This window comes from Slackia heliotrinireducens DSM 20476 (assembly GCF_000023885.1).
Lineage (GTDB): Bacteria > Actinomycetota > Coriobacteriia > Coriobacteriales > Eggerthellaceae > Slackia > Slackia heliotrinireducens.
Genome location: NC_013165.1, coordinates 2,687,097 through 2,706,889, shown reverse-complemented (window position 1 = coordinate 2,706,889; position 19,793 = coordinate 2,687,097). Strand labels below are relative to the sequence as shown.

General features: G+C 58.6%; 14 protein-coding genes. 7 read left to right on the top strand and 7 right to left on the bottom strand.

The window, feature by feature from the left end; translation table 11 throughout:
- Nucleotides 1-27: 27 nt before the first annotated feature.
- From SHEL_RS11990 to SHEL_RS11960, 7 genes are all read right to left on the bottom strand, one after another.
- Entirely contained in the window at nucleotides 28-1,347 is a 1,320-nt protein-coding gene (locus SHEL_RS11990) for a replication-associated recombination protein A (protein ID WP_012799547.1), read from the bottom strand.
- 174 nt (nucleotides 1,348-1,521) lie between these two features.
- Complete coding sequence (locus SHEL_RS11985; RefSeq protein ID WP_012799546.1) at nucleotides 1,522-2,244, bottom strand: hypothetical protein; 723 nt, start codon at nucleotides 2,242-2,244, stop codon at nucleotides 1,522-1,524.
- 24 nt (nucleotides 2,245-2,268) lie between these two features.
- Nucleotides 2,269-4,113, bottom strand: a complete 1,845-nt coding sequence (locus SHEL_RS11980; RefSeq protein ID WP_041422585.1) for an FAD-dependent oxidoreductase — start codon at nucleotides 4,111-4,113, stop codon at nucleotides 2,269-2,271.
- A gap of 2 nt (nucleotides 4,114-4,115) precedes the next feature.
- On the bottom strand, nucleotides 4,116-4,649 hold the full coding sequence (locus tag SHEL_RS11975) for an FMN-binding protein (protein ID WP_012799544.1): 534 nt from the start codon (nucleotides 4,647-4,649) through the stop codon (nucleotides 4,116-4,118).
- A 159-nt stretch (nucleotides 4,650-4,808) separates the two neighbouring features.
- On the bottom strand, nucleotides 4,809-5,912 hold the full coding sequence (locus SHEL_RS11970) for a DUF5692 family protein (RefSeq protein WP_012799543.1): 1,104 nt from the start codon (nucleotides 5,910-5,912) through the stop codon (nucleotides 4,809-4,811).
- A gap of 129 nt (nucleotides 5,913-6,041) precedes the next feature.
- Nucleotides 6,042-6,677 carry a TetR/AcrR family transcriptional regulator gene (locus SHEL_RS11965; RefSeq protein ID WP_012799542.1) on the bottom strand — a complete coding sequence of 212 codons (636 nt, stop codon included), beginning with the start codon at nucleotides 6,675-6,677 and terminating at the stop codon, nucleotides 6,042-6,044.
- Nucleotides 6,678-6,852: 175 nt separating this feature from the next.
- Nucleotides 6,853-7,983 (bottom strand): glycerate kinase, encoded by a 1,131-nt coding sequence (locus tag SHEL_RS11960; RefSeq protein WP_012799541.1) that lies wholly within the window; start codon nucleotides 7,981-7,983, stop codon nucleotides 6,853-6,855.
- Between the two features lie 242 nt (nucleotides 7,984-8,225).
- Between SHEL_RS11960 and SHEL_RS11955 the strand changes: the two genes are divergently transcribed.
- The 7 genes from SHEL_RS11955 to SHEL_RS11925 all read left to right on the top strand — a co-directional run bounded on the left by SHEL_RS11955 (nucleotide 8,226) and on the right by SHEL_RS11925 (nucleotide 19,734).
- Entirely contained in the window at nucleotides 8,226-10,763 is a 2,538-nt protein-coding gene (locus tag SHEL_RS11955) for a SpaA isopeptide-forming pilin-related protein (protein ID WP_012799540.1), read from the top strand.
- 175 nt (nucleotides 10,764-10,938) lie between these two features.
- On the top strand, nucleotides 10,939-11,937 hold the full coding sequence (locus tag SHEL_RS11950; protein ID WP_012797493.1) for an IS1595 family transposase: 999 nt from the start codon (nucleotides 10,939-10,941) through the stop codon (nucleotides 11,935-11,937).
- A 90-nt stretch (nucleotides 11,938-12,027) separates the two neighbouring features.
- On the top strand, nucleotides 12,028-13,629 hold the full coding sequence (locus SHEL_RS11945) for an isopeptide-forming domain-containing fimbrial protein (RefSeq protein ID WP_012799539.1): 1,602 nt from the start codon (nucleotides 12,028-12,030) through the stop codon (nucleotides 13,627-13,629).
- A 37-nt stretch (nucleotides 13,630-13,666) separates the two neighbouring features.
- The gene (locus SHEL_RS11940) at nucleotides 13,667-14,701 is read left to right on the top strand and encodes a class C sortase (protein ID WP_012799538.1); all 1,035 of its coding nucleotides are present in this window, start codon (nucleotides 13,667-13,669) and stop codon (nucleotides 14,699-14,701) included.
- Entirely contained in the window at nucleotides 14,673-15,761 is a 1,089-nt protein-coding gene (locus tag SHEL_RS14585; RefSeq protein WP_012799537.1) for a Cna B-type domain-containing protein, read from the top strand. The genes SHEL_RS11940 and SHEL_RS14585 overlap by 29 nt, the downstream gene beginning before the upstream one ends.
- Before the next feature lie 66 nt (nucleotides 15,762-15,827).
- Nucleotides 15,828-17,006 (top strand): AfsR/SARP family transcriptional regulator, encoded by a 1,179-nt coding sequence (locus SHEL_RS11930; protein ID WP_012799536.1) that lies wholly within the window; start codon nucleotides 15,828-15,830, stop codon nucleotides 17,004-17,006.
- Nucleotides 17,007-17,073: 67 nt separating this feature from the next.
- The gene (locus SHEL_RS11925; protein WP_012799535.1) at nucleotides 17,074-19,734 is read left to right on the top strand and encodes an EAL domain-containing protein; all 2,661 of its coding nucleotides are present in this window, start codon (nucleotides 17,074-17,076) and stop codon (nucleotides 19,732-19,734) included.
- The last annotated feature ends 59 nt before the right edge of the window (nucleotides 19,735-19,793 follow it).

Below are 19,793 nucleotides of genomic sequence, written 5' to 3'. Positions count from 1 at the left end.
TTGTTTGTATTTCAGGTTAGGAATGCGCTATGCCCCGTGATCGGCCTTCCATTTTTTGATTTCAGACAGGCGCGCAGCGTATTTCGACTCGTTTCCCTGTTGGGTGGGGGAGTAGTACTCGCGGCCGACCAGCCGATCAGGCAGACATTGCATCGTGGTAAGCTTGTCTTTCGCGTCATGCGCGTATTCGTAGCCTTTGCCGAACCCCAGTTCCTTCATGAGGCGGGTGGGGGCATTGCGAATGACCAAAGGCACTGGTTCTGCCAGGTCTTTCTGAGCGTCTTTCGCCGCACGTCCATAAGCGACGTATAGTGAATTCGATTTCGGTGCCATGGACATGTAAACCACGGCTTCGGTCAGATGCACCGTGCATTCAGGCATGCCGATGAAATGGCATGCCTGGTAGGCTGCGATTGCGATTTCCAATGCGTGGGTGTCGGCCATGCCGATGTCTTCGGCTGCGAATCGGGTTATTCGACGGGCAACGTACAGCGGGTCTTCACCGGCTTCCAACATACGGGCAAGCCAGTACACCGCTGCATCGGGGTCGGAGTTGCGCATGGACTTGTGAAGTGCGGAAATGATGTTGTAATGCTCTTCGCCGTGTTTGTCGTACAGCAGCGATTTGCGCTCGGTACATTGCTCGACGGTTTCCTCGGTAACGTGAATGACGCCTTCGTCATCTACATCGCCGTTCAGAACAACCATCTCCAACGTGGAAAGCGCCGTACGGGCGTCTCCGTTTGCGAAGGTCGCAATGGCTTCAAGCAGCTCGTCGGAAACATCAACCTGCTGGTCGCCGAAGCCCCGAGGGTCGTGTATGGCCCGGTCGAGCAGTTCCGCCAAATCCGCCGTTTCCAGCGCTTTGAGCACGAACACCTTGCATCGCGACAACAATGCTCCATTGACCTCGAAAGACGGGTTTTCCGTGGTGGCTCCTATAAGGATGATGGTGCCTTTTTCGACAAAGGGGAGGAACGCATCCTGCTGTGCCTTGTTGAAGCGGTGGATTTCGTCCACGAACAGGATGGTTTTCTCGCCAAGGGAACGGTTGTTCTCCGCCTGTTTCATGACCTGTCGAATTTCCTTGATGCCGCTGGTCACTGCAGAGAAGTTCACGAACTTCGCGTTTGTTTGGTGCGCGATGATCTGGGCCAAGGTGGTTTTCCCGACGCCGGGAGGCCCCCAGAAAATCATTGAGGACACCTGATCCGCCTCGATGAGCTTGCGAAGCACCTTGCCTTCGCCCACAAGATGCTTCTGCCCTGCGTATTCATCTAGGGACAAAGGGCGTAGTCTAGCCGCCAAAGGTTCGGGTATGTCTTCTTGAAACAGGCTTTCCTGCATAACGGACCTCTCTACGAGAAGGGAAAAGCATTCTTTATAATATACGAACATAAGTTCTAATACAAGACCTCATCGGACGGCGGGAGCGGGGCGAGGGAGCCGAATCGAAAACGATGTTCACGACAAAAACGGGGGCCCGAAGGCCCCCGTCGATCAGATTGAATGTCCATGCGGCTACTTGCCAAGCCTCACTCCCGCGAAAGCCATGACCAGGTTGCAGATGCACGCCGCGCCCAAGGAGCCGGCGATGGCGGCAGGGCTGGCGGGATTGGCGTTGATGGCGCTGAAGCATATGCAGACGAGCGCACATACCGCGGCACCGCAAACTGCCAGCGTCGCGATAACCCATACGAAGGTTGGGCGCGAAGACTCGGCGCCTTTCACGAGGGCGCCGCGCAACACCAGGCTGGCCGCTGCCGTAAGAGTGCCCACGGCGAGCACCAGCATGCCGAGGGTAAGCCCCAGCGATCCGCCGCCGCCCTTGGTCATCTGGGACAGCAACACTTCGGAGTACAGCCCCAACACTATGATGAACAGGCATACGAAAGCCACGATAGCAGAGGCAAAACCCCAGACCAGCGCTGCCCCAATGCCGCCCTGACCCTTTTGGGGGTACAGATGGGCGAAAAGCAGCACGGTAGCGGTGGCCAGACACAGGGCCAAGCCGCCGGCGAAGATGAATCCCACAAGCGTGCCGCCGGTCATCGTGAATGGCAGCTTGTCCAGCGTGGTCAGACCGTCTGTCAGATACGGCGCGGTAGCGGCTCGGTAGTTGTATCCCAATGCCCCCGTCACGTCCAGCACCTTCGAGCCGATGCGGCCCAGCAGTGCGATGATCAACGCGCTTGCGAACAGCGTCAGAAACGCCGGCGCAGACTTCTTCAATTCGGTTCCCATTGCTAACTCCTATCTGCGCCTTGCCTAGTATTCTTCAACGTCGTTGGCAAACGTTCCGCACAGGTAGCCGCCGCAGAACGCCAGGCTTACGTCGCCAAGCAGGCTGCCAAGGATGACGTCGCCCACGTAGCTGTTCTCGCCGACGGCGCCGCCCGCCGTATGCCAACCTGCATAGAGGCCGGGGATGACGCGCCCGGTGGTGCTGAGGACCTGCATGTGATCGTTTATGGCCAGGCCGCACTTGGTGCCGTACAGGTTTCCGCCGATGCGGCATCCATAGAACGGCGGGTCTTGGATGGGGTGCAGCCAATTCGGTGGCATGGGATACATGAAATCGTCCTCACCCTTCTCGCAGCATTCGTTCCAATGTGCGACGGCGTCGGTTAGAATGCCGGGTTCGAATCCGAGATCGGCTTCGAGCTCCTCCAAGCTGTCGCGTTTCTTGAGGACGTCGGCCTCGATGGCGTCCTCGACACCGTGGTGCCAGTCGCGGTAATGCTCGGGGACCTTGTCGATTTGCTCCAGGTCCGGTGTGATGAGTTTGCGGCAGTGTTCCTGTCCGAAATCGGCCAGGTATTCCTCATAATGGCTGTCGAAGACGATGTAGCTGCGGTGCCCCGGCACGGCCATCTGGGCGGTTGCCAAATCACCGAGGGCGTAGATGGCCGCTGCGCCGCCTTCGCCGATACGGCTGTCCATGTAGCGGATGCGTTGGCCGGTGCGGTCGATGGTGAAGAACGGCTGGCGAGAAAGCTGCGTCATGCCGTCGTAGAGGAATCGCGCCCATTGCCCGCCTTCGGCTGCCCAGTCAACGCCGCCGTCGAAGCTGGCGGAGCTGTTGAATCCGTTCACGTCGGCACCTACGCCGAGGCCCATGCGGAAGCATTCGCCCTTTTCGCCCAAGGGCAGGTAGCTGCTGGCACAGCCCATGGCAGCGGTGGGGATGTATTTTTCCAGCAAAGCCTTGTTGTTGCAGAATCCACCTGCGGTCAGGATGACAGCACGACGCGCATGGATATAGACCTCGTTTTCGAAATCTTCGTTGGCGGTGATGCCGACGATGCGGCCATCTTCGTCCTGCACCAAGGCGGTTGCCGGACACTGAAATTTGAATTCGCATCCGTGTCCGGAGGCGAAGGTGTACATGGCATCGGTGGCGTCTTTCATCTTCAGGACATGATGGTCCAGCGTGCTGTCCAGGGGAGCCACATACACGGGCACTTCGCCCAAACGCCACTTCACACCGCAGTCAGCCATCCAGTCGATGCACTTGCCGCCTGCGTCCGCTATGCGGTAGATGAGCTGGGGGTCGGCCGAAAAATGATACTCGTCCATGGCCCATTCGGTCATCGCACGGGCGTCGAAGGGGTAGCTGGGGAACGCGAATCGCTTCTCTTCTTGCAGGCGGCTTCCGCCCAAAATGGCGCACATGCCTGCGCTTTGGGCATTGCCGCCGATGATGGAGCTGGATTCGACGCAGATGGTCTCGGCTCCCAGTTCGACGCAGCGGGCTGCGGCGTTCAGGCCACCTCCGCCTGCGCCTACGACGACGATGTCGCATTCGTAATCCCAGGATGCGGGCACCGGACGCGGAGGGATGGGCGTGTCGTCGTTCGCAGGAAAACCTGCGGCTTCGTGGTCGCGGTACGTGCCGTCAAGACCGCTGGCATTGCCCGTATTGCTCGGGGCCAGTGTGGGCTCGGCGGATCCGTCGGCGCTCCAGTCGCCGACCTTGCCGTCTTCCACGGCGAAGGCGCGTCCCGGTGCTGCAGCGGCCGCTACCGCCGCCGCTGCAGCTGTGGCTGCACCTGCCAAAAATCCACGGCGAGAAAGACCCGATGCGTGGGTTGTTTCGATGTCATGGCTCATGGCTATTCCTCCGTATCTGCCTGAGCGGCTTCATGAATGCTCGTTTTGGACGGATCGACAACACCGGTTTCGGCCTGCGCCAGCGCATCGTCGACGGCCTCGCGAATGGCGGCCGATGTGAAGGTGGCGCCGGAAATCGAGTCGAAGCCACTGCCTTGGGCCGCTTCAATCATCTCGGCATATGTGCCGTTGCGGATGGCCTCCCAGCCGCCAACGCTTTGGGTTTCGCCCTCCTGGGCGGTTTCCAGAACGGTGATGACGTTGTCTTCCACCTGGATGGTGACGGTGACAAGTCCGTCCACGCCATGGCCCACGCCAATGTACACGCCGTCGACCAGGTCGTTTTCTGTGCGGTCGGCGGTCTTTTCGATTGGGGCATCCCAAGGATCGTCGGTGTGCATTGCCAGTTGTTCAGCGCTGGCCGCGTCCTTGCTGCCAGTGCCTTCGTAGCCGTTTTCGCAACCGCAGAGGCCCACTGCAAGCACGAGGCTTGTCGATACAGCAGCGGCCATCCACCGAATCAAAGTCTTGTTCATGGCTCTCCTATCTCCTTTGAACGCCGGACGAACGATGGCTTTGGGCATGCGTTGCCAGATGCAGGCGGCCTGCGTTGCCGGCGTTAATTCTGTCCTGAATGGGGAAGGTGCCCGCCCGGACGGTTCGACGCCCGGGCGGTGTTGGGTTGAAAGTTCGGGCTACGCGGCCTTGTTGCCGTCAAGAATCTTGTGGGCGGCTTCGTAATCGGCGATCTCATGCTCCGGGCATTCGCCGTCGGCGATGCGGGCGCGGGCAGCCTCGTAATCCTTGGTGCCTACGAAGACTTCCTTCTTGTAGGGGTTCACGCCGAGCTTCTTGGCGCGGTAGAAGATGTAGGCGATGGCGGCGATGTTCGCCAGCAGGGCGATGACGCTCACGATGGTGTTCGCCTGGGTGGAAAGGACGCTGTTCACAGCGAAGGGGCTGTTCAGGCCGTACTCTGGGAAGCTGTCCTGGAACTGCGGGAATACCTGTGCGAACATGCACCAGATGGCCAGGGTGTTGGCACGGTTCTGAATCCAGCCGCCCTTGTTCCACAGCGCGTTAGCAACCGTCGGGGCAAGCAGAAGGGCCAGGCCGCAGTACCATGCATGGTTGGGCAGGCAGTTGTAGGTGTAGCAGAAGTTCCACAGGTCGTAAGCAATGATGAAGACCCAGGTCATATCAGCCCAAATCATGTCTTGCTGCTTCTTCTTGGAGCTGTAGACGGCCCACCAGCCGGTCATGCAGAAGATGTTGATGATGCCGGCGATGCCGTTAATCAGATTGTGCCAGCCCGTAAGCTGAGTGGCGTGTTCGCTGGTAATCCAAGCGGCGCTGCCGTTGTCGAGCAGGAAGTAATCGCCGGATACGAAGTGGGCGAAGCTTTCGAAGTCGGAGATGACAGCGATGAGGATATTGATAGCCACGATTACGAAGGGGAACGCCTTAAACCATTCGGCCTTGCCCAGCTTGCCCCAGTGGTACTTGATGATCATGAAGCCGATGCAACCGGTGAGTGCGGCATACACCTTGGCATAGTGGAACCAGCCGTTTTGGAACAGTACGGTGGGGTTGTCGACGGCCCAGGTGGCACCGCTGGCGGCACCCGCCGTTACGGCGATGCAGTAGATAGTCATGCAAATAGGCAGGGCCACAAACATGATGATGCCGCCTATCTTGCTGCGGCGGGCGAATTCGTTCAGGCCGATGAGACCAACGAACACAAGAAGCCATCCAACCCACTGGAATACCGCGTTTTCTCCGTAGACTTCGAACAACATGGAGCTTTCCTTTCTTCCTTTCGCAGGGCGCACACATCTAAGGGAATGATTCCCTTAGCTTTCAAATATGCGATTGACCTGCGCTTACCTATTGGCCACCGCGTTTATTTGCCTACGCGGGTTATGCTTTTAAGGCTTCAAGCCCGAGTCGGCTTCCTCTTTCTGACGAATGTAATCCTCGTCCATGTCCAGGCGCAACGTCTGCGCTATCAGGTCTTTCAGAAGCTCGTCGGGTGCATCGGGATACCGTCGCATGAAGCCGATCATGCCGATGATGAGCACATAGAACGTTTCGTACACGTGATTGATGCGTATGTCGTGCAATCGTTCGTAATCGGCTACGGTGGTTTCGGTCACATATTTCGCGAGCCCTTCAGCCGAACGCTGCAGGAACATCAAATACAGACGCGCGTTTTCGTTGGTGGCGAGGTCGTTGCGGAACTGGTCCTTATCGAAGATTCCGCGGCGCAGCATCTGGATGCAGCTTTCCAACGCGCCGAGGACGTCTCCCTGGGTGCGGTCTTCGTTCCAGTAATAGACCATCTGCAGGAAGTCGTTCACATAGTCATCGATGACGGCGTCGGTGACGGCGTCTTTGTTCTTGAAGTAGTGATAGAAGAGACTGCGCGCAACGCCCAGCTTGTCGGAAATGTCTTTGATGGTGGTCTCCTCCAAGCCGCGGGTCTCGTAAAGCTCGCGGGCTGCAGCAACAATCTCGTCACGTCGGGAGGGGGTTTTATCGGTGTTGAAAATATTCAGCTCCATTTACACCACCCATTCTACCTGCGACGTTCATACGATGTCCACATAATAGAAAGCGGTTGACGCCCTGTCAATGTACACAAGGCCCGAAAACGTCAACCCAGGAGCCAGCCTTGACGCAGCATCGGTTTCCGTCAAATGACTGCTTGGAATCGCGCGTCAAAGCCGTGCGCAAGGGCTATCGTGCATCGCGAAACGAGCGGAACAGGCGCACGGCGGTATCGGCATACAGCTCCTCCGCATGGGCCATGGCGTAATCCAGAGGCATGTCATCTTCCTGGAGCGCGAAAAACGACAGGATGCCGTCATCGAGAAGCGCCTCGGCACCTTCGCCAATCGAACCCACCAAGGCATACACGGGAATGCCCTTCGTCGTTGCGCGTCGTGCCACGCCCTGCATGGTTTTGCCATGGCTGCTCTGCGCGTCGGCCTTGCCTTCGCCCGTGACCACCAGGTCGGCGCCTTCGAGCATCGAATCGAACCCAATCAGGTCGAGCAGACACTCGATGCCCGATTGCAGGCGTCCTCCCAGAAAGACCATCAACGCCGCCCCCAGGCCTCCGGCGGCACCGGCGCCAGGCGTGTTGTTGCAATCGATATGAAACTGTTCCCGAACAACCTCTGAATAGGACTGCATGCCCCGCTCCAACTGCTCCAACATTTCGGAGGTGGCGCCTTTTTGCCTGCCGTATATATAGGTTGCGCCTTCGGGTCCGCATAGGGGGTTGGTGACATCCGACATGATGGCGATGCTCGTTTCGCCCAGGCGGGGATCCAAGCCGCGCATGTCTATTTCGGAAACCTCGCCGAGGTCGCGCCCGCAGCCGCGAAGCTCATGTCCCCTTGCATCCACGAACCGGCCGCCCAGCGCACGGATGCATCCCATGCCGCCGTCGTTGGTGGCCGAACCGCCCAGCCCCACGGTGATGTTCCGACATCCTTGGTCAAGGGCGGCCAAAATGAGCTGTCCAGTTCCGAACGTGCTGGTCATCAGCGGATTGCGCAAGTCCGGCTCCACCAAGGTGAGCCCTGATGCGGCCGCCATCTCGATCACAGCATGGCCATCGGGCAAGATTCCGTACGAGGCGCAGGTCGAGCGCATGAGGGGGTCGAATACGGTAACGGTGATGCGCTTTCCGCCTAATGCCGCAAGCACGGCATCGACGGTCCCTTCGCCACCGTCCGCCATGGGCGCGCTTACGCATTCGCAATCGCCGAACACAAATCCCGCAGCCTGCGTCAGAAGCTCGGCCGTTCGGGCGCTGGAAAGGCTGCCTTTGAATGAATCGGATGCGAAAACGAGCTTCACTATGCGGACCTTCCGTCTGGGTATTTGAACAAGATGTGGTGCCGAATGCAAGTTGCACACATTTGCATTGTACGTCAACCGGGCAGGTCGAAGCGCAGTTTTGCATCGCCTGGCGTACCTCGACCACAAGCGTATTCGAAGGAATCACAAAAGATGGTGCCGTGTGATTCTGGCGTGATGGGGTAGAGCTAGATTGTCGGCATAAGCTGGATTCAGAACCAATCAAAAAGGGAGTGTCGCACATGTTCAGGGGGAGGACTTACAAACTCATCGCCTGCGTATGCGCATTTTCGCTCTGCCTTATCGGATTGGAACCTGCTTTCCAGGCGTACGCTTACGACGAGGCGGAAATTGTCGAAGGATCCACGGTCGAAATCGAATCTGACGAGGAGTCCGTGTACGCGCTGGCCGAAGCCACTGACACGTTGACGGTTCCGTCTGAAGATTCGGTCGCATCCGAATCTGAATCCGAACTCGAATCTGAATACGAAGACAGCGAAGAAGACGCTGCATCGGAAGAATCCGAGATCGTAGACGACGAGACGGCAGCGGATGACGAAGGAACCACGCTGGAATCCGAAGAAGCCGTCGACGAAGAAGCTGCTGTTGAAGAGGCAGCTCCTGAAGAGGAAGAGGCTCAGGCGGCAATCGACGAGACGCCGGTTCTGCGTGCAGCCCCTGCAAAAGCCCCTGCCAGGGCACCGACGTCCAACGCCCGCATGCCGGAAGAGGGCTATACGCTGGAATACCTGGCCAATCGAGGCTACTCGCTGGTCTGCTTCGAAAACGCGACCATCGATCAGCACACCATGGGCGGCCTGCTGATCGGCGGCGATATGACGCAAACGACGAGCGCTCCGGGCATTGCCGACAGCCAGTACGTCGCCGCCCCGTCATATATAGAAGGATATGCCCGCCCGATTGATACCGGTGTGTTCAACGCCCGGTCGAGGCAGAATCCCGTGCAGCCGCTGTACGTCAGCTCTCGGAATACGGTCAGCCCCGACGGGAAGATGCTGAACGGAGTCGGCAATAGCGTTTCCGGAGAGGGTTACAACTACCACGGCCAAGTCGTCGTCAACGACGGCTACGTGGATTGGGCCAAGATGGAGAAGGCCGCGACCTCGCTGTCCAGGCAGCTGAAAGACGTGAGCTCCGTTACGCTCAACGAGTTTCAGGACTGGAGCGAAGTGCCGATCGATGCCGGCACAAGCGTCACGTTCGAAAACACAGGCGCCAAGCATGTCAAAGTGAACGTTAAGGGATCGAGCAAGAAGTTCACTGTCATCAATATCCTCGACAGCGGAACCGTGTACGCTCCGCAGGTCATTTCATACAATGGCAGGCAGCTCAGCACCGCAGAGGATGGGGAGGATATGCCCATCATCCTCAACTTCCCCAATGCCACCAAGGTCGTCATAGGCGACCAGACTCCCGAGCAGGGGCATATCATAGCCCCTAATGCCTACGTCGAAATCAATGGCGGCAACTACAACGGTACGATTATTTGCAAGAGCGCGAAGCTGAGCGGCCAGGGCCATGTCCGTCGGTTCCATGGCGACTATCCCGGTCCTGCGCTACAGCCTGTATGGATAAGCAAGGCAGACTCCCAGGAAACGCCGCTTGCCGGTGCCACGCTGGAGATTGTCGACAAGAACGGCGAAGTGGTGGATTCCTTCGTCACGACCGACGAGCCCTACGGGTTGAAGGTTCTTCCCGGCACGTACACGCTTCGCGAAAAAGACGTGCCTGCCGGCTACCAGAAGGCAGAAGACATCGCGTTCGAAGTGAGTGACAAAGGCGTCATAACCGTTGACGGCGTTCAGGTTGCAGACAAAACCGTCACCATGACCGACGAATTCAACCCGGTCACAGCAAATCTGCAGGCGCATAAGACGCTCAAGGGCGGCCAGCTGAAGGGCGACGACTTCCAGTTCGTGCTGAAGGACCAAGCCGGCGAAGAAGTCGAAACCGTGAAGAACGACGCGCAAGGTTTCGTGCAGTTCTCGCCCATGACTTTTGACGAGCCGGGCACGTGGACCTATACGATTTCGGAAGTCGATGGATCCTTCACCGACGCGGCTGATTGCGGAGGCATGGCGTACGACGCGAACGTGTACACCGCTGTGGTCGACGTGGCCAAGGGTGAAAACGGCCTCGAGGCGAACGTTACCTATAAGGACGCTTCGGGCAACCCGGTTGCAGTGGGTGACGCAAACAGCGACGGTGCCCCGGTCTTCGTGAACGTGCAGGTCCAGAGCTTGGAACTGCATAAAGTCGATGGAACAGACCGCCCGTTCCCCTCTGATCTGAACGCTCTGGTTGCCTTCGATGTTTCTTACACGTCGCCTGAAGGTGCCACCGAAGTGGTTCAAAGCGGCATCCATCCCGATGCGCAGGGCATCGTGAAATTCTCGAATCTGAAGCCCGGAACGTACACGATTACGGAAACCGACGCTCCCGACAGCTACATCAAGCTTGAAGAGCCGATTGTGGTGACCGTGACCTCGGAGGGTGCCATCGAGTTGACATCCGCTCAGGAGAACGTGGTTTCGCTGGTGGACGCCGTCAATGCGGACAGCACGGCGCAGGCCGCGCCTGGCAAGGTTTTGATGGTCCGCAACTATCCTTACATCGTCATGCCCGAAACGGGCCTTTCGAATCGGTTGGTATTCCAAACCCTGGGAGCCATCGCGATGCTCGTCGGAGCTTGCCTGTATGCAACGACCCGTCGACGAGCGCGCGGCTCCAGCCCGAAGGGGGGATGCGATGGGATCTAGGAATTCCTACAGTCAACCAACGTAGGCATGCTAGGCACTCCCGAGCAGTCGGCCGCCGTGCTGTGCAAAAGGCTATAATGGCGGAGCCAAACAATGATCAGCCCAGGTGCCCATCCGGTCCATTGTTTGGCGACGATCCCGATCGGATGGGCGCCTGGGCGGATGGGATACCGCCATGTCCACCCGTACGAACCCGTTCGCGAAGCGGGTCAACGCCCTCGATGAGGGCGATTTCGCGCTCTTGCAAGAGGCCGTCGAGACGAGAAGGTGCCGCGAGTCCGTCGGCGTCGGAGATTACGACGAGGCTGCCGACGAGTGGAGGCCCCGGCCCCCGTGCCCGAGATGCGGTTCCGGCGAGACCGTCGGCCGAGGCCGCACGGGTGCCGGCCGCAGGTTCTGGGAATGCCGCGACTGCGGTCGCAAGTACACGTCGTTGGCCGGCACGATATTCGAATCCTCGAAGAAGCCCCTGTCCGCATGGGTCCTCTTCATCCGCCTCATGTGCTACAACGTGCAGCTCGACGCTGCGGCGGAGCTCTGCGGGATGTCGCACCAGACGGCCTGGGAGTGGCGCCACCGGGTCATGAGCACGATAGACGGCTACCAGGACCGCATCGTCCTGCGGGACAAGGTCTGGATAGACGAGATGTACGTCACGGACTCCGACCTGAAGGGAGGCCCGGGCTGGAGGCCGAAGAGGGGCCTGAGCAAGGACAAGGTCTGCATAGCGGTCGCGATCGACGTCCACAAGAACGTGGTCGCCGTGCGCTGCGGCCACGGCAAGCCCTCGGCCAGGCGCATCAAGGACGCGCTGCAGGCCAGCATCGCCGAGGGCTCCGAGATCTTCCACGACATGGAGAAGTCCCACAAGTCGCTGGTGAAGGCCGTGAAGGGCGTCGACCGGCCCTACAAGGCCGACACGAAGGACCCGGAGTACCTCGAGAAGATGGCGATGGTGAACAACCTGTGCTCCTGGATCAGGCGCTACCTGCACGGCTACGTCGGCATGGACGTCAAGAACCTGCAGTCATATCTGAACTGGTACGCGTACCTGTTCAGGGTCAAGCGGGCCGAGGAGAAATGGCCCAAAGTGGAAAGGGTGCTCCGCCATTTGTTCATGGCCGACGCCACTTTCCGCAGCTCGCGCAAGCGCGGTCACGCCTACGTTGGTTGACTGTAGGGATCTAGGAAACGCCGAGCGTCAGGCTATGGGTGATAGCCTGCCTCGATGAGATAGATGAATTGGTTTTCAAAAGGAGAGAACATGCAGATGACAAAGAAAATGATCGCAGGCGTCGTGGTCGCGCTGACCATGGCTCTGTGCCTGGCCGCCACGGCATTCGCCGCGACGACCCAGGACATGTCCATCACGAATGCCAAGGATGGGAGCACCTATAAGGCATTCCAAGTCATGACCGCCGAGCAGGTGGGTACCGACAACGACGGCAAGGCGCTGTATGCCTACACCGTGTCTGATGATTTCGCAGGCTTCTTCAAGGACGGCGCCAACGGCTACACGCTGGACGACCAGAACCAGATCCTGAAGGATGGCAAGGTTGTCGCAGGTGACGATCGTTGGACGAACACCAACGCCACCGACGCCGCTGCCCTGGCTTCCGCTCTTGAGAAGTATGCCGTTGCCAAGGGCATCAAGGGTACTGCCGTGAGCTCCGCCGCGGCAGCTCTGCCCGAGGGCTTCTACGTTGTGGCCGAAACCGTCTCTACCGAGGACAGCACCGACGACTCTGCAGCCAAGGAAATCGCCACCAAACCCATCCTGGTGAACCTGACCGGCGCTGCTGCCGAAATCACCCTTAAGGACGACACCACCACGCTGGAGAAGAAGATCGTCGAAGGCGGCAAGCTGGTCGACACCAACAACGTGAACATCGGCGACGACGTCGACTACCAGATCAACACCAAGATCCCGACCTACGAGGCGAACGTCGACACGACGAAGCTCATGTTCAAGCTGACCGATACCTTCTCCGAGGGTCTGACCTACAACGACGACATCGCAATCGAAGGTTTCACCAAGGACACCGACTACACGGCAACCCTTGACGGCCAGGTCCTGACCATCGAATTCACCCCTGCCGCCATCGCCGCCCACCAGGGCGAAGCCGTGAAGGCCACCTACTCCGCCAAGCTCAACGACAAGGCCAAGGTCGACAGCACCGAAGGCAACCCCAACACCGTCAAGCTTGAGTACACCAACAACACCAACGAAGAGGAAAGCCACAAGACCCTGAACGACGAGACCAAGACCTTCACCTATGGCTTCAACGTCCATAAGGTCGACAAGGTTGCTCCTAGCACGGGTCTGGCCGATGCCAAGTTCGAGCTGAAGGACAAAGACGGCAACGTCGTCAAGTTCGACTACGACAAGGCAACCGACACCTACACCGTTAACCCCAACGGCACCGTTACCGAGATCGTGTCTGTCGGCGGCGAGGGCCTGGCAACTGTGAAGGGTCTGGACGAGGGCACCTATACGCTCACTGAGACTCAGGCTCCTGACGAGTACACCAAGCTTTCCGAGCCCGTGACCGTTACCATCGCTGACAAGAAGGATGCCAACGGCGACAACACCGGCGTGGCTGTTCTGACCGCTGGCGGTGCCGGCAACGCCAAGGGCGAAGGCGGCACGAAGGTCGTCGACGGGGACGGCAACGAGACCGGTTCCGTTGAGAGCGACGGCAGCACCATCAACATCAACGTGTACGTCGAGAATGCCAAGGGCATCTCTCTTCCCGAGACCGGCGCGATGACGGCTCTGTACTGCATGGTCGGCGGCATGCTGCTGGTCGTGGCAGGCGCTGCGTACTACCTGGTGTCCAGGCGCGCGTCGAAGAGCAACCGCTAACACGTAGGTTATCGTGAAAAGCAGGGGCAGGGGCCTGGTGGCCATTCTCATAGTGACGGCAGGAGTCCTGCTGTTCAGCTACCCGGTCCTTGCGTCTGCCGTGAACGACTACTTCGCTTTCCGCGAGGTGTCCGAATACACGGCAGACGTGGAAGCCATGGACCAATCCGAGCTGGATCGCCAGATCGCATTGGCCCAGGCATACAACCAGGACCTGCCCCTGAGCTTTCCCGCCGATCCGTTTTCGGGAAACAACCTGCAAGACTTCGAAGGTACGGAATTCGAAGATTTCGAACTGGTTCAACCCGGTGCCATGATCGGCTATTTGGAAATCCCCGACATCCATGTGTATCAGTCGATGTACTACGGAACGTCGGAGGAGGTTCTGAGCAAAGGCCTGGGTCTGGTGGAAAACACCTCGCTCCCGGTCGGAGGACCCGGCACCCACGCGGTCATTTCCGGCCACACAGGCATGGCATCCCGAGCGTTGTTCACCGATTTGGACAAGCTCGAGATCGGGCAGGTCTTCTTCGTGCATGTGCTCAACCAGCACTTCGCGTACGAGGTCGACCAGATCGTCGTCGTGCTGCCGCACGAGACCGAAGAGCTGATGATCCAGAAAGACCAGGACCTGGTCACGCTGGTAACCTGCACGCCCTTCGGCATCAACGACCATCGACTGCTGGTGCGCGGGCACCGCATCGACTGGGACTTCTCCGTACAGGAGAAGGGGCTCGGCTCCCTGGCCGGACCCAACTGGACGCTGTGGATCTCCATCCTGAGCGTCGGTGCGATCATCATCCTGCTGATGATCGCGAAAGTATGGCGCGACCGGCGGAAGGACGCTGCCGCAAAGGCGGAAGTCGATTCTGCGGCGGATCCGGAAGCCCTGGAGGCGTCTGCGAAAACGGACGATTCGCAAGAGCAGAATCCGCAGGAAGCCGCCGCTGCTTCTGAGGAACCTCCGAATGAAGAGGTGTTGGAAGAAACGGCGGATTCGGAACAGTCCGAGGAACTTGAAGCAACGGAAGGAGGCGAGACGGATGATTGCGACCATGACCAGGATGCGTAGCCTGATGGTACTGGCGTTGGCTGCGTTGCTTCTGACGTGTATGGCGGCTCTGCTGCCGCAGGCGGCTTATGCGCAAGAGGATGCGGCGCTCAACGGCGAGGACGTGGTCCACATCCATCTGCACGACAGCGACAACGTGGTGCATCCCTCCCATATCCGTCTTGAGCTGTACGAAGTCGCTTCAGGTTCGTGGTACGAAGGGGAGCTCCATCTGCTGAGCGACTTCCCGGAGTCCGCTACCCACCACAATGTGGACGACGTTGCCGCACATAGCCCCGAAACCGCAGCCGACCTGGAAGTCTGGGTCAAGAGGGATCATCCGGTTGAGCCCTTGGCCGTCGTCGAGAGCGATGCGAACGGCGATGTGGTGTTCGACCATCTGGAAGATGGCGTCTACCTGGTCTGCCAGCAGAACAAGGATGGCGATTCTAACGGAAAGCACTACGACGTCGAGGTCATGCCCTTCCTGATCGAAGAACCCATGATGAACGAAGAGGGCGAGCTTCTTTTCGACTACGATTGCGATCCGAAAATCGAAGTCCATGTCCTGGGCGAAGACTCCATGGACGTTTCCGTGGAAAAGCATTGGATCGATTCCAACAACCAAGCGGGACTGCGTCCGAATTCCATCCAGGTCGCTTTGCTCTGCAATGGCGAAGCCTACGATATGGTGACCTTGGATGCATCCATGAACTGGTGCTATACCTGGAGCGGGCTTGCTTCTGACCAAGAATGGTCCGTGCAAGAGGTGAACGTTCCCAAGGGCTACACTGCAAAGGTGACGCGCGAAAACAACACGTTCATCCTTACCAATACCGTGCAGCCCGATGAAGAGCAGAATCCGCCTGACGAAGGGGATGGCAAGCCGGGCAAGAAGGGCGGCAACAACACGCCATCGCAGAAGTCTGGCAAGGGTTCCTCGGGATGGGCTGGGCACCTTCCGCAGACGGGCGACGGGCTTGAGCTCGGCATGTTGGTCGCAGCCGCCGGTGTTTCCTTCTGCGTATTGGCTTTGGCAACCGTAGCGAGGTCCAAGCGTCGCGCGAAGCGTTCGGAGTGATACAATCCATGGTCTTCGGCTCCTGGTGTTCTTTGCAGGGCCAGGCACATCGAAAGGCGGGTTTGTATGGTTGATGTGGCAGACGAGAACACGTTTCGTGCATCGTTTTTCGGGCCATTCAGCCTTACGAAAGGCGATGTGACGCTCAGTCAGTCTACGGCCAGGTCAAAGCAGCTCATGAGGCTGCTTTCCGCTTTGATTTACAACAACAGCATGCCTGGACGCAACGAGCACCTGATGGATATCCTCTGGCCGGGTTCTACGGACGACCCCGCCCATGCGCTTGCCAATCTCGTATATCGCCTTCGTAAATTGCTGGACAGGTTTTGGCCCGGCGAAGACCTCATTGTTTCCGGCAAGGGCATCTACTATTGGAGCCCCGACGTTCCTTTGGTTACCGATTTCCAGACTATGCAGGATGCTGTTGCGCGTTCACGTGACGCAGCGGAAGAAACGGAGCGCCGAGAGTCGCTCATGCAGGCTGTAAGCTGCTATCGCGGTCGGTTCTTGGAGGAATTTCCGGATGAATACGACCTGCTGCCTCGGCAGTCGTACTATCACAATCTGTTTCTGGGTGCCGTCAAGAATCTGGCGGACATATACGATCGCAACGGCGAATTCGAAGATGAAGAAAGCCTGGCCCGCGCCGCGCTTGCTCTGGATCCATCCGACGAAGACCTGCATTGTGCCGTGCTTCGGGCATATGCGGGAATGAACAGGATTCTGGATGCCGAGCGATACTACCTTGAGGCGACGGGCGTCATCATGCAATACACGGGCGGCGTACCAAGCATGCCCATGACGCAGCTGTATGAAGCCATGCTCAGTCGAATCAGCCAGCCTGAAAACGATCTGGACCGCATTGCCTTCGAGCTCGATCATTGCGAAGAGGTCCAGCGCGCGATGCTCTGCGAATACGGCGTGTTCCGGAATATCTACGCGTTGAACCGCAGGTTGAAAGACAGGAACGAAGCCCCGTCTTCGATAGTACTGGTCACCCTTGACACCAAGGCCGCCGACCTTGCGCGTTCCGGCGAGGCGGTGGACCGTTTGGAACAGGCGATCCTTTCCAGCTTGCGACGGGGGGATGCGGTTACCCGGTTCAGCGGAAGCCAATACCTGATTCTGCTCGCTGGATGCTCCGTCGAAAACGTGGACATCGTGATGAAGCGGGTTTTGCAAGCCTATTACACGCAGGGGGCCGTGCCGTACCGCGTGACCTACAGCGCCCGTAGTGTCGAGTAGCAGAATTGTTCGAAACAATCGCTGCGGCAATGTGGGCGGCAGCGTGCCGATCGCAGGAGGACCATCTATGAGAAATGCCCTGGAAATGCTCATCTCGCAAGCCGCCAAGGCTTTGACGCGCACCCGAGATGAAAGAATGATAGAAGGTTTTCTCTCAGAGCTGGGCGAATTCCTGCATTGTCGGAGCATCGCCGTGTCCTGCGATGACGATGCGGGCCGGTACCGCTACGGCCTGTACTGGAACCACGACGAAGGCGTTAATGCCGTTACGTCATACGCCGAGGCCAGCAAGCATGGTCTGGACATCTGGCAGCAATTCCTGGAGACCAAAGGCGTGTTCGTGACAGACGATGTGGATTCGATTGCCGACGAAGACCCCGCCGTCTACCACGTGTTGAAGCAGGCGGGCGTGCAATCCGTGGTCGGCTTCACCTTGGATTTCATGGGGGCGAACTTCGGATTCGTGATCATAGCCGATCCTCAGAACCTGAACCTGTTCGAAGACGACCTCGTTCTGGCTGGCATCCGTTTCGTCATTGCATCGCTCATCTGCGGAAACGACATGCGTCGGCAGCTTGATCAGCAGGGATACACCGATGAGGTCAGCGGTGCCGGCAACAAGATGGGCCTGCGCCATCGGATTGAGAGGATGGACAGGAGCGGAAGCGTCGGGTTTGTGTGCTGCGGGGTGTGCGGCATGGACGATACGGGCCATCGCGTCCACATGGAGCAAACGCTCATTCATGCCGAATCCGTCCTGCAAAGCGTGTTCGGCAACGATGCGGTGTTTCGTATCGATTCGACGGATTTCCTGGTGTTGGATACGGACGATGACCGCACGGCGTTCGGGGCGGAACTCGACTTCGCAATCCGACTTATGCAAGAACGCGGCATCGATGCGGCTTTCGGCAGCAGGTTCGCCGAGGAATGCGGAGAGTCCCTTAACGAGCTGATCGATGCGGCAGTTCGGGATATGCGACAGGAGAAAGAACGCATGCTCCAGCAGGGGCGCATTCACGATGACGGCTCCGACGACGAAGGCAGGACCCAAGACCATAGGGCAACCATCCTCTTGCCCCAGGGGGAGGACTTCTTCCGAGGGGCTGAGCAGTGGATTTCGACCATCTTCGATCACGATGTGGCGGCGATTGCCGTCGACATCAACTTCTTCCGCCTGTATAACGACATCTTCGGGTGGCAAAGCGGCAACGACCTTCTCGAAAAAACAGCAGCGACGGTGGACGAGGTGGCTCGGCGATTCCAGGGCGTTGGCGGCTATGTGGGCAACGACGATTTCTGCTTGCTGCTTCCGGTTCCCATCGGTTCGGACGCCGCTTTGGTCCAGATTGTCGATCAGGTGGTCGACGCATTCGATTGCCCGGATGGATTCGCACATATCTTCGGAGTCTGCCGACCGACGGGTTTCTGCTCGAGCGCCATCGCGATGTACGACCATGCAGCCGCGGCCATGGCCCAAATCAAGGGCAGCTATGCCAAGCGGTGCGGATTCTACGATGCAGAGCGTTTCCAGGGCATAAAGGAAGCGAAAATGCTCCAGGTGGAAGCAAAGCATGGCCTCCAAAACGGCGAGTTCCTGTTCTACCTGCAACCGAAGGTGAACGAGGGCACCGGACTCATCGTGGGTGCAGAAGCGCTGGCTCGTTGGAACCGGAATGGGCGGATTGTCGGGCCAGACGTTTTCATTGGAGAAATGGAGCATAGCGGCCTGGTGTATTCGCTCGACCGCTTCATTTGGGAAGAAGTGTGCAAATGGCAGCGCAACCTTATCGATCGGGGGATTGCTCCTCTGCCCGTATCGGTAAACGTATCGCGCGTCGATTTCTATTTTGCAGATGTTGCCCAGGAGCTCATCGGTTTGGTGGAGAAATATGGCATCGACCCGTCGCTCATCAACGTGGAGATTACCGAAACGGCCTTGTCCGAGAATCTGGACGACCTTCGCGATGTCATCGTCCGCCTGCGCGAACACGGATTCTTCGTCTTTCTTGATGACTTCGGCAGCGGGTCGTCGTCTTTGAGCATGCTGCATGCGCTTGATATCGACGGCATCAAGACAGACATCCATTTCTTGAATCAAATGGGGCAGGACGACCGCGCATCGAGCATTGTCGAATCGGTCATCAGCATGGCGCACATGATCGGTTTGGTGGTCGTAGCCGAAGGTGTGGAGCGGCAGGTCCAGCGCGACACGCTTTTGAGCATGGGCGACACGTATGCGCAAGGCAACTATTTCTACGAGCCCATGCCCGCCGAAGCGTACGAGCGGCTGCTGTGCGACCCGACCAAGCTGGGCGTGCCGCTGCATGCGAAGAAACCTCTGTTCAGGTGCAAGCTGCATTTTAGGGACATGGTGTACGAAGGAATCCTCAACGACACGGTGCTGGACAGCATCGTCGGCGCTGCGGCGGTGTACAGGGAAGAAGGCGACGTCATCTCCATCGTGCAGATGAACAAAGCGTTTTCCGACCTGACCGGTATCGACGCCGACGACCGAAAGGCCATGGAGAAGTTCATCCGTCTGTACTGCCAAGGTGATGCGGCTGTGCTGCGCAAAGCGTTCCGCGAAGCAGACCATTCCCTGGAGGGAAGGCCGGTGAAAGCCCGTTTCCATCGGTCCGACGGAAACACGATTAAACTGGAAGGGCGGATTTTCCTTCTGTATACGTTCGAAAAGCGCCGGCTGTATCTGTCCACCGTCAACAGCTAGGTCCGCCTCAGGCTTTCGTGCGACAAAAAGAAGGGCTCGGTTCATGCGGACCGAGCCCT

Excerpts from the sequence above, each read along its gene's own strand:
- SHEL_RS11990 (WP_012799547.1), bottom strand. The coding sequence starts at position 1,347 with ATGCAGGAAAGCCTGTTTCAAGAAGACATACCCGAACCTTTGGCGGCT.
- SHEL_RS11985 (WP_012799546.1), bottom strand. The coding sequence starts at position 2,244 with ATGGGAACCGAATTGAAGAAGTCTGCGCCGGCGTTTCTGACGCTGTTC.
- SHEL_RS11980 (WP_041422585.1), bottom strand. The coding sequence starts at position 4,113 with ATGAGCCATGACATCGAAACAACCCACGCATCGGGTCTTTCTCGCCGT.
- SHEL_RS11975 (WP_012799544.1), bottom strand. The coding sequence starts at position 4,649 with ATGAACAAGACTTTGATTCGGTGGATGGCCGCTGCTGTATCGACAAGC.
- SHEL_RS11970 (WP_012799543.1), bottom strand. The coding sequence starts at position 5,912 with ATGTTGTTCGAAGTCTACGGAGAAAACGCGGTATTCCAGTGGGTTGGA.
- SHEL_RS11965 (WP_012799542.1), bottom strand. The coding sequence starts at position 6,677 with ATGGAGCTGAATATTTTCAACACCGATAAAACCCCCTCCCGACGTGAC.
- SHEL_RS11955 (WP_012799540.1), top strand. The coding sequence starts at position 8,226 with ATGTTCAGGGGGAGGACTTACAAACTCATCGCCTGCGTATGCGCATTT.
- SHEL_RS11950 (WP_012797493.1), top strand. The coding sequence starts at position 10,939 with ATGTCCACCCGTACGAACCCGTTCGCGAAGCGGGTCAACGCCCTCGAT.
- SHEL_RS11945 (WP_012799539.1), top strand. The coding sequence starts at position 12,028 with ATGCAGATGACAAAGAAAATGATCGCAGGCGTCGTGGTCGCGCTGACC.
- SHEL_RS14585 (WP_012799537.1), top strand. The coding sequence starts at position 14,673 with ATGATTGCGACCATGACCAGGATGCGTAGCCTGATGGTACTGGCGTTG.
- SHEL_RS11930 (WP_012799536.1), top strand. The coding sequence starts at position 15,828 with ATGGTTGATGTGGCAGACGAGAACACGTTTCGTGCATCGTTTTTCGGG.
- SHEL_RS11925 (WP_012799535.1), top strand. The coding sequence starts at position 17,074 with ATGAGAAATGCCCTGGAAATGCTCATCTCGCAAGCCGCCAAGGCTTTG.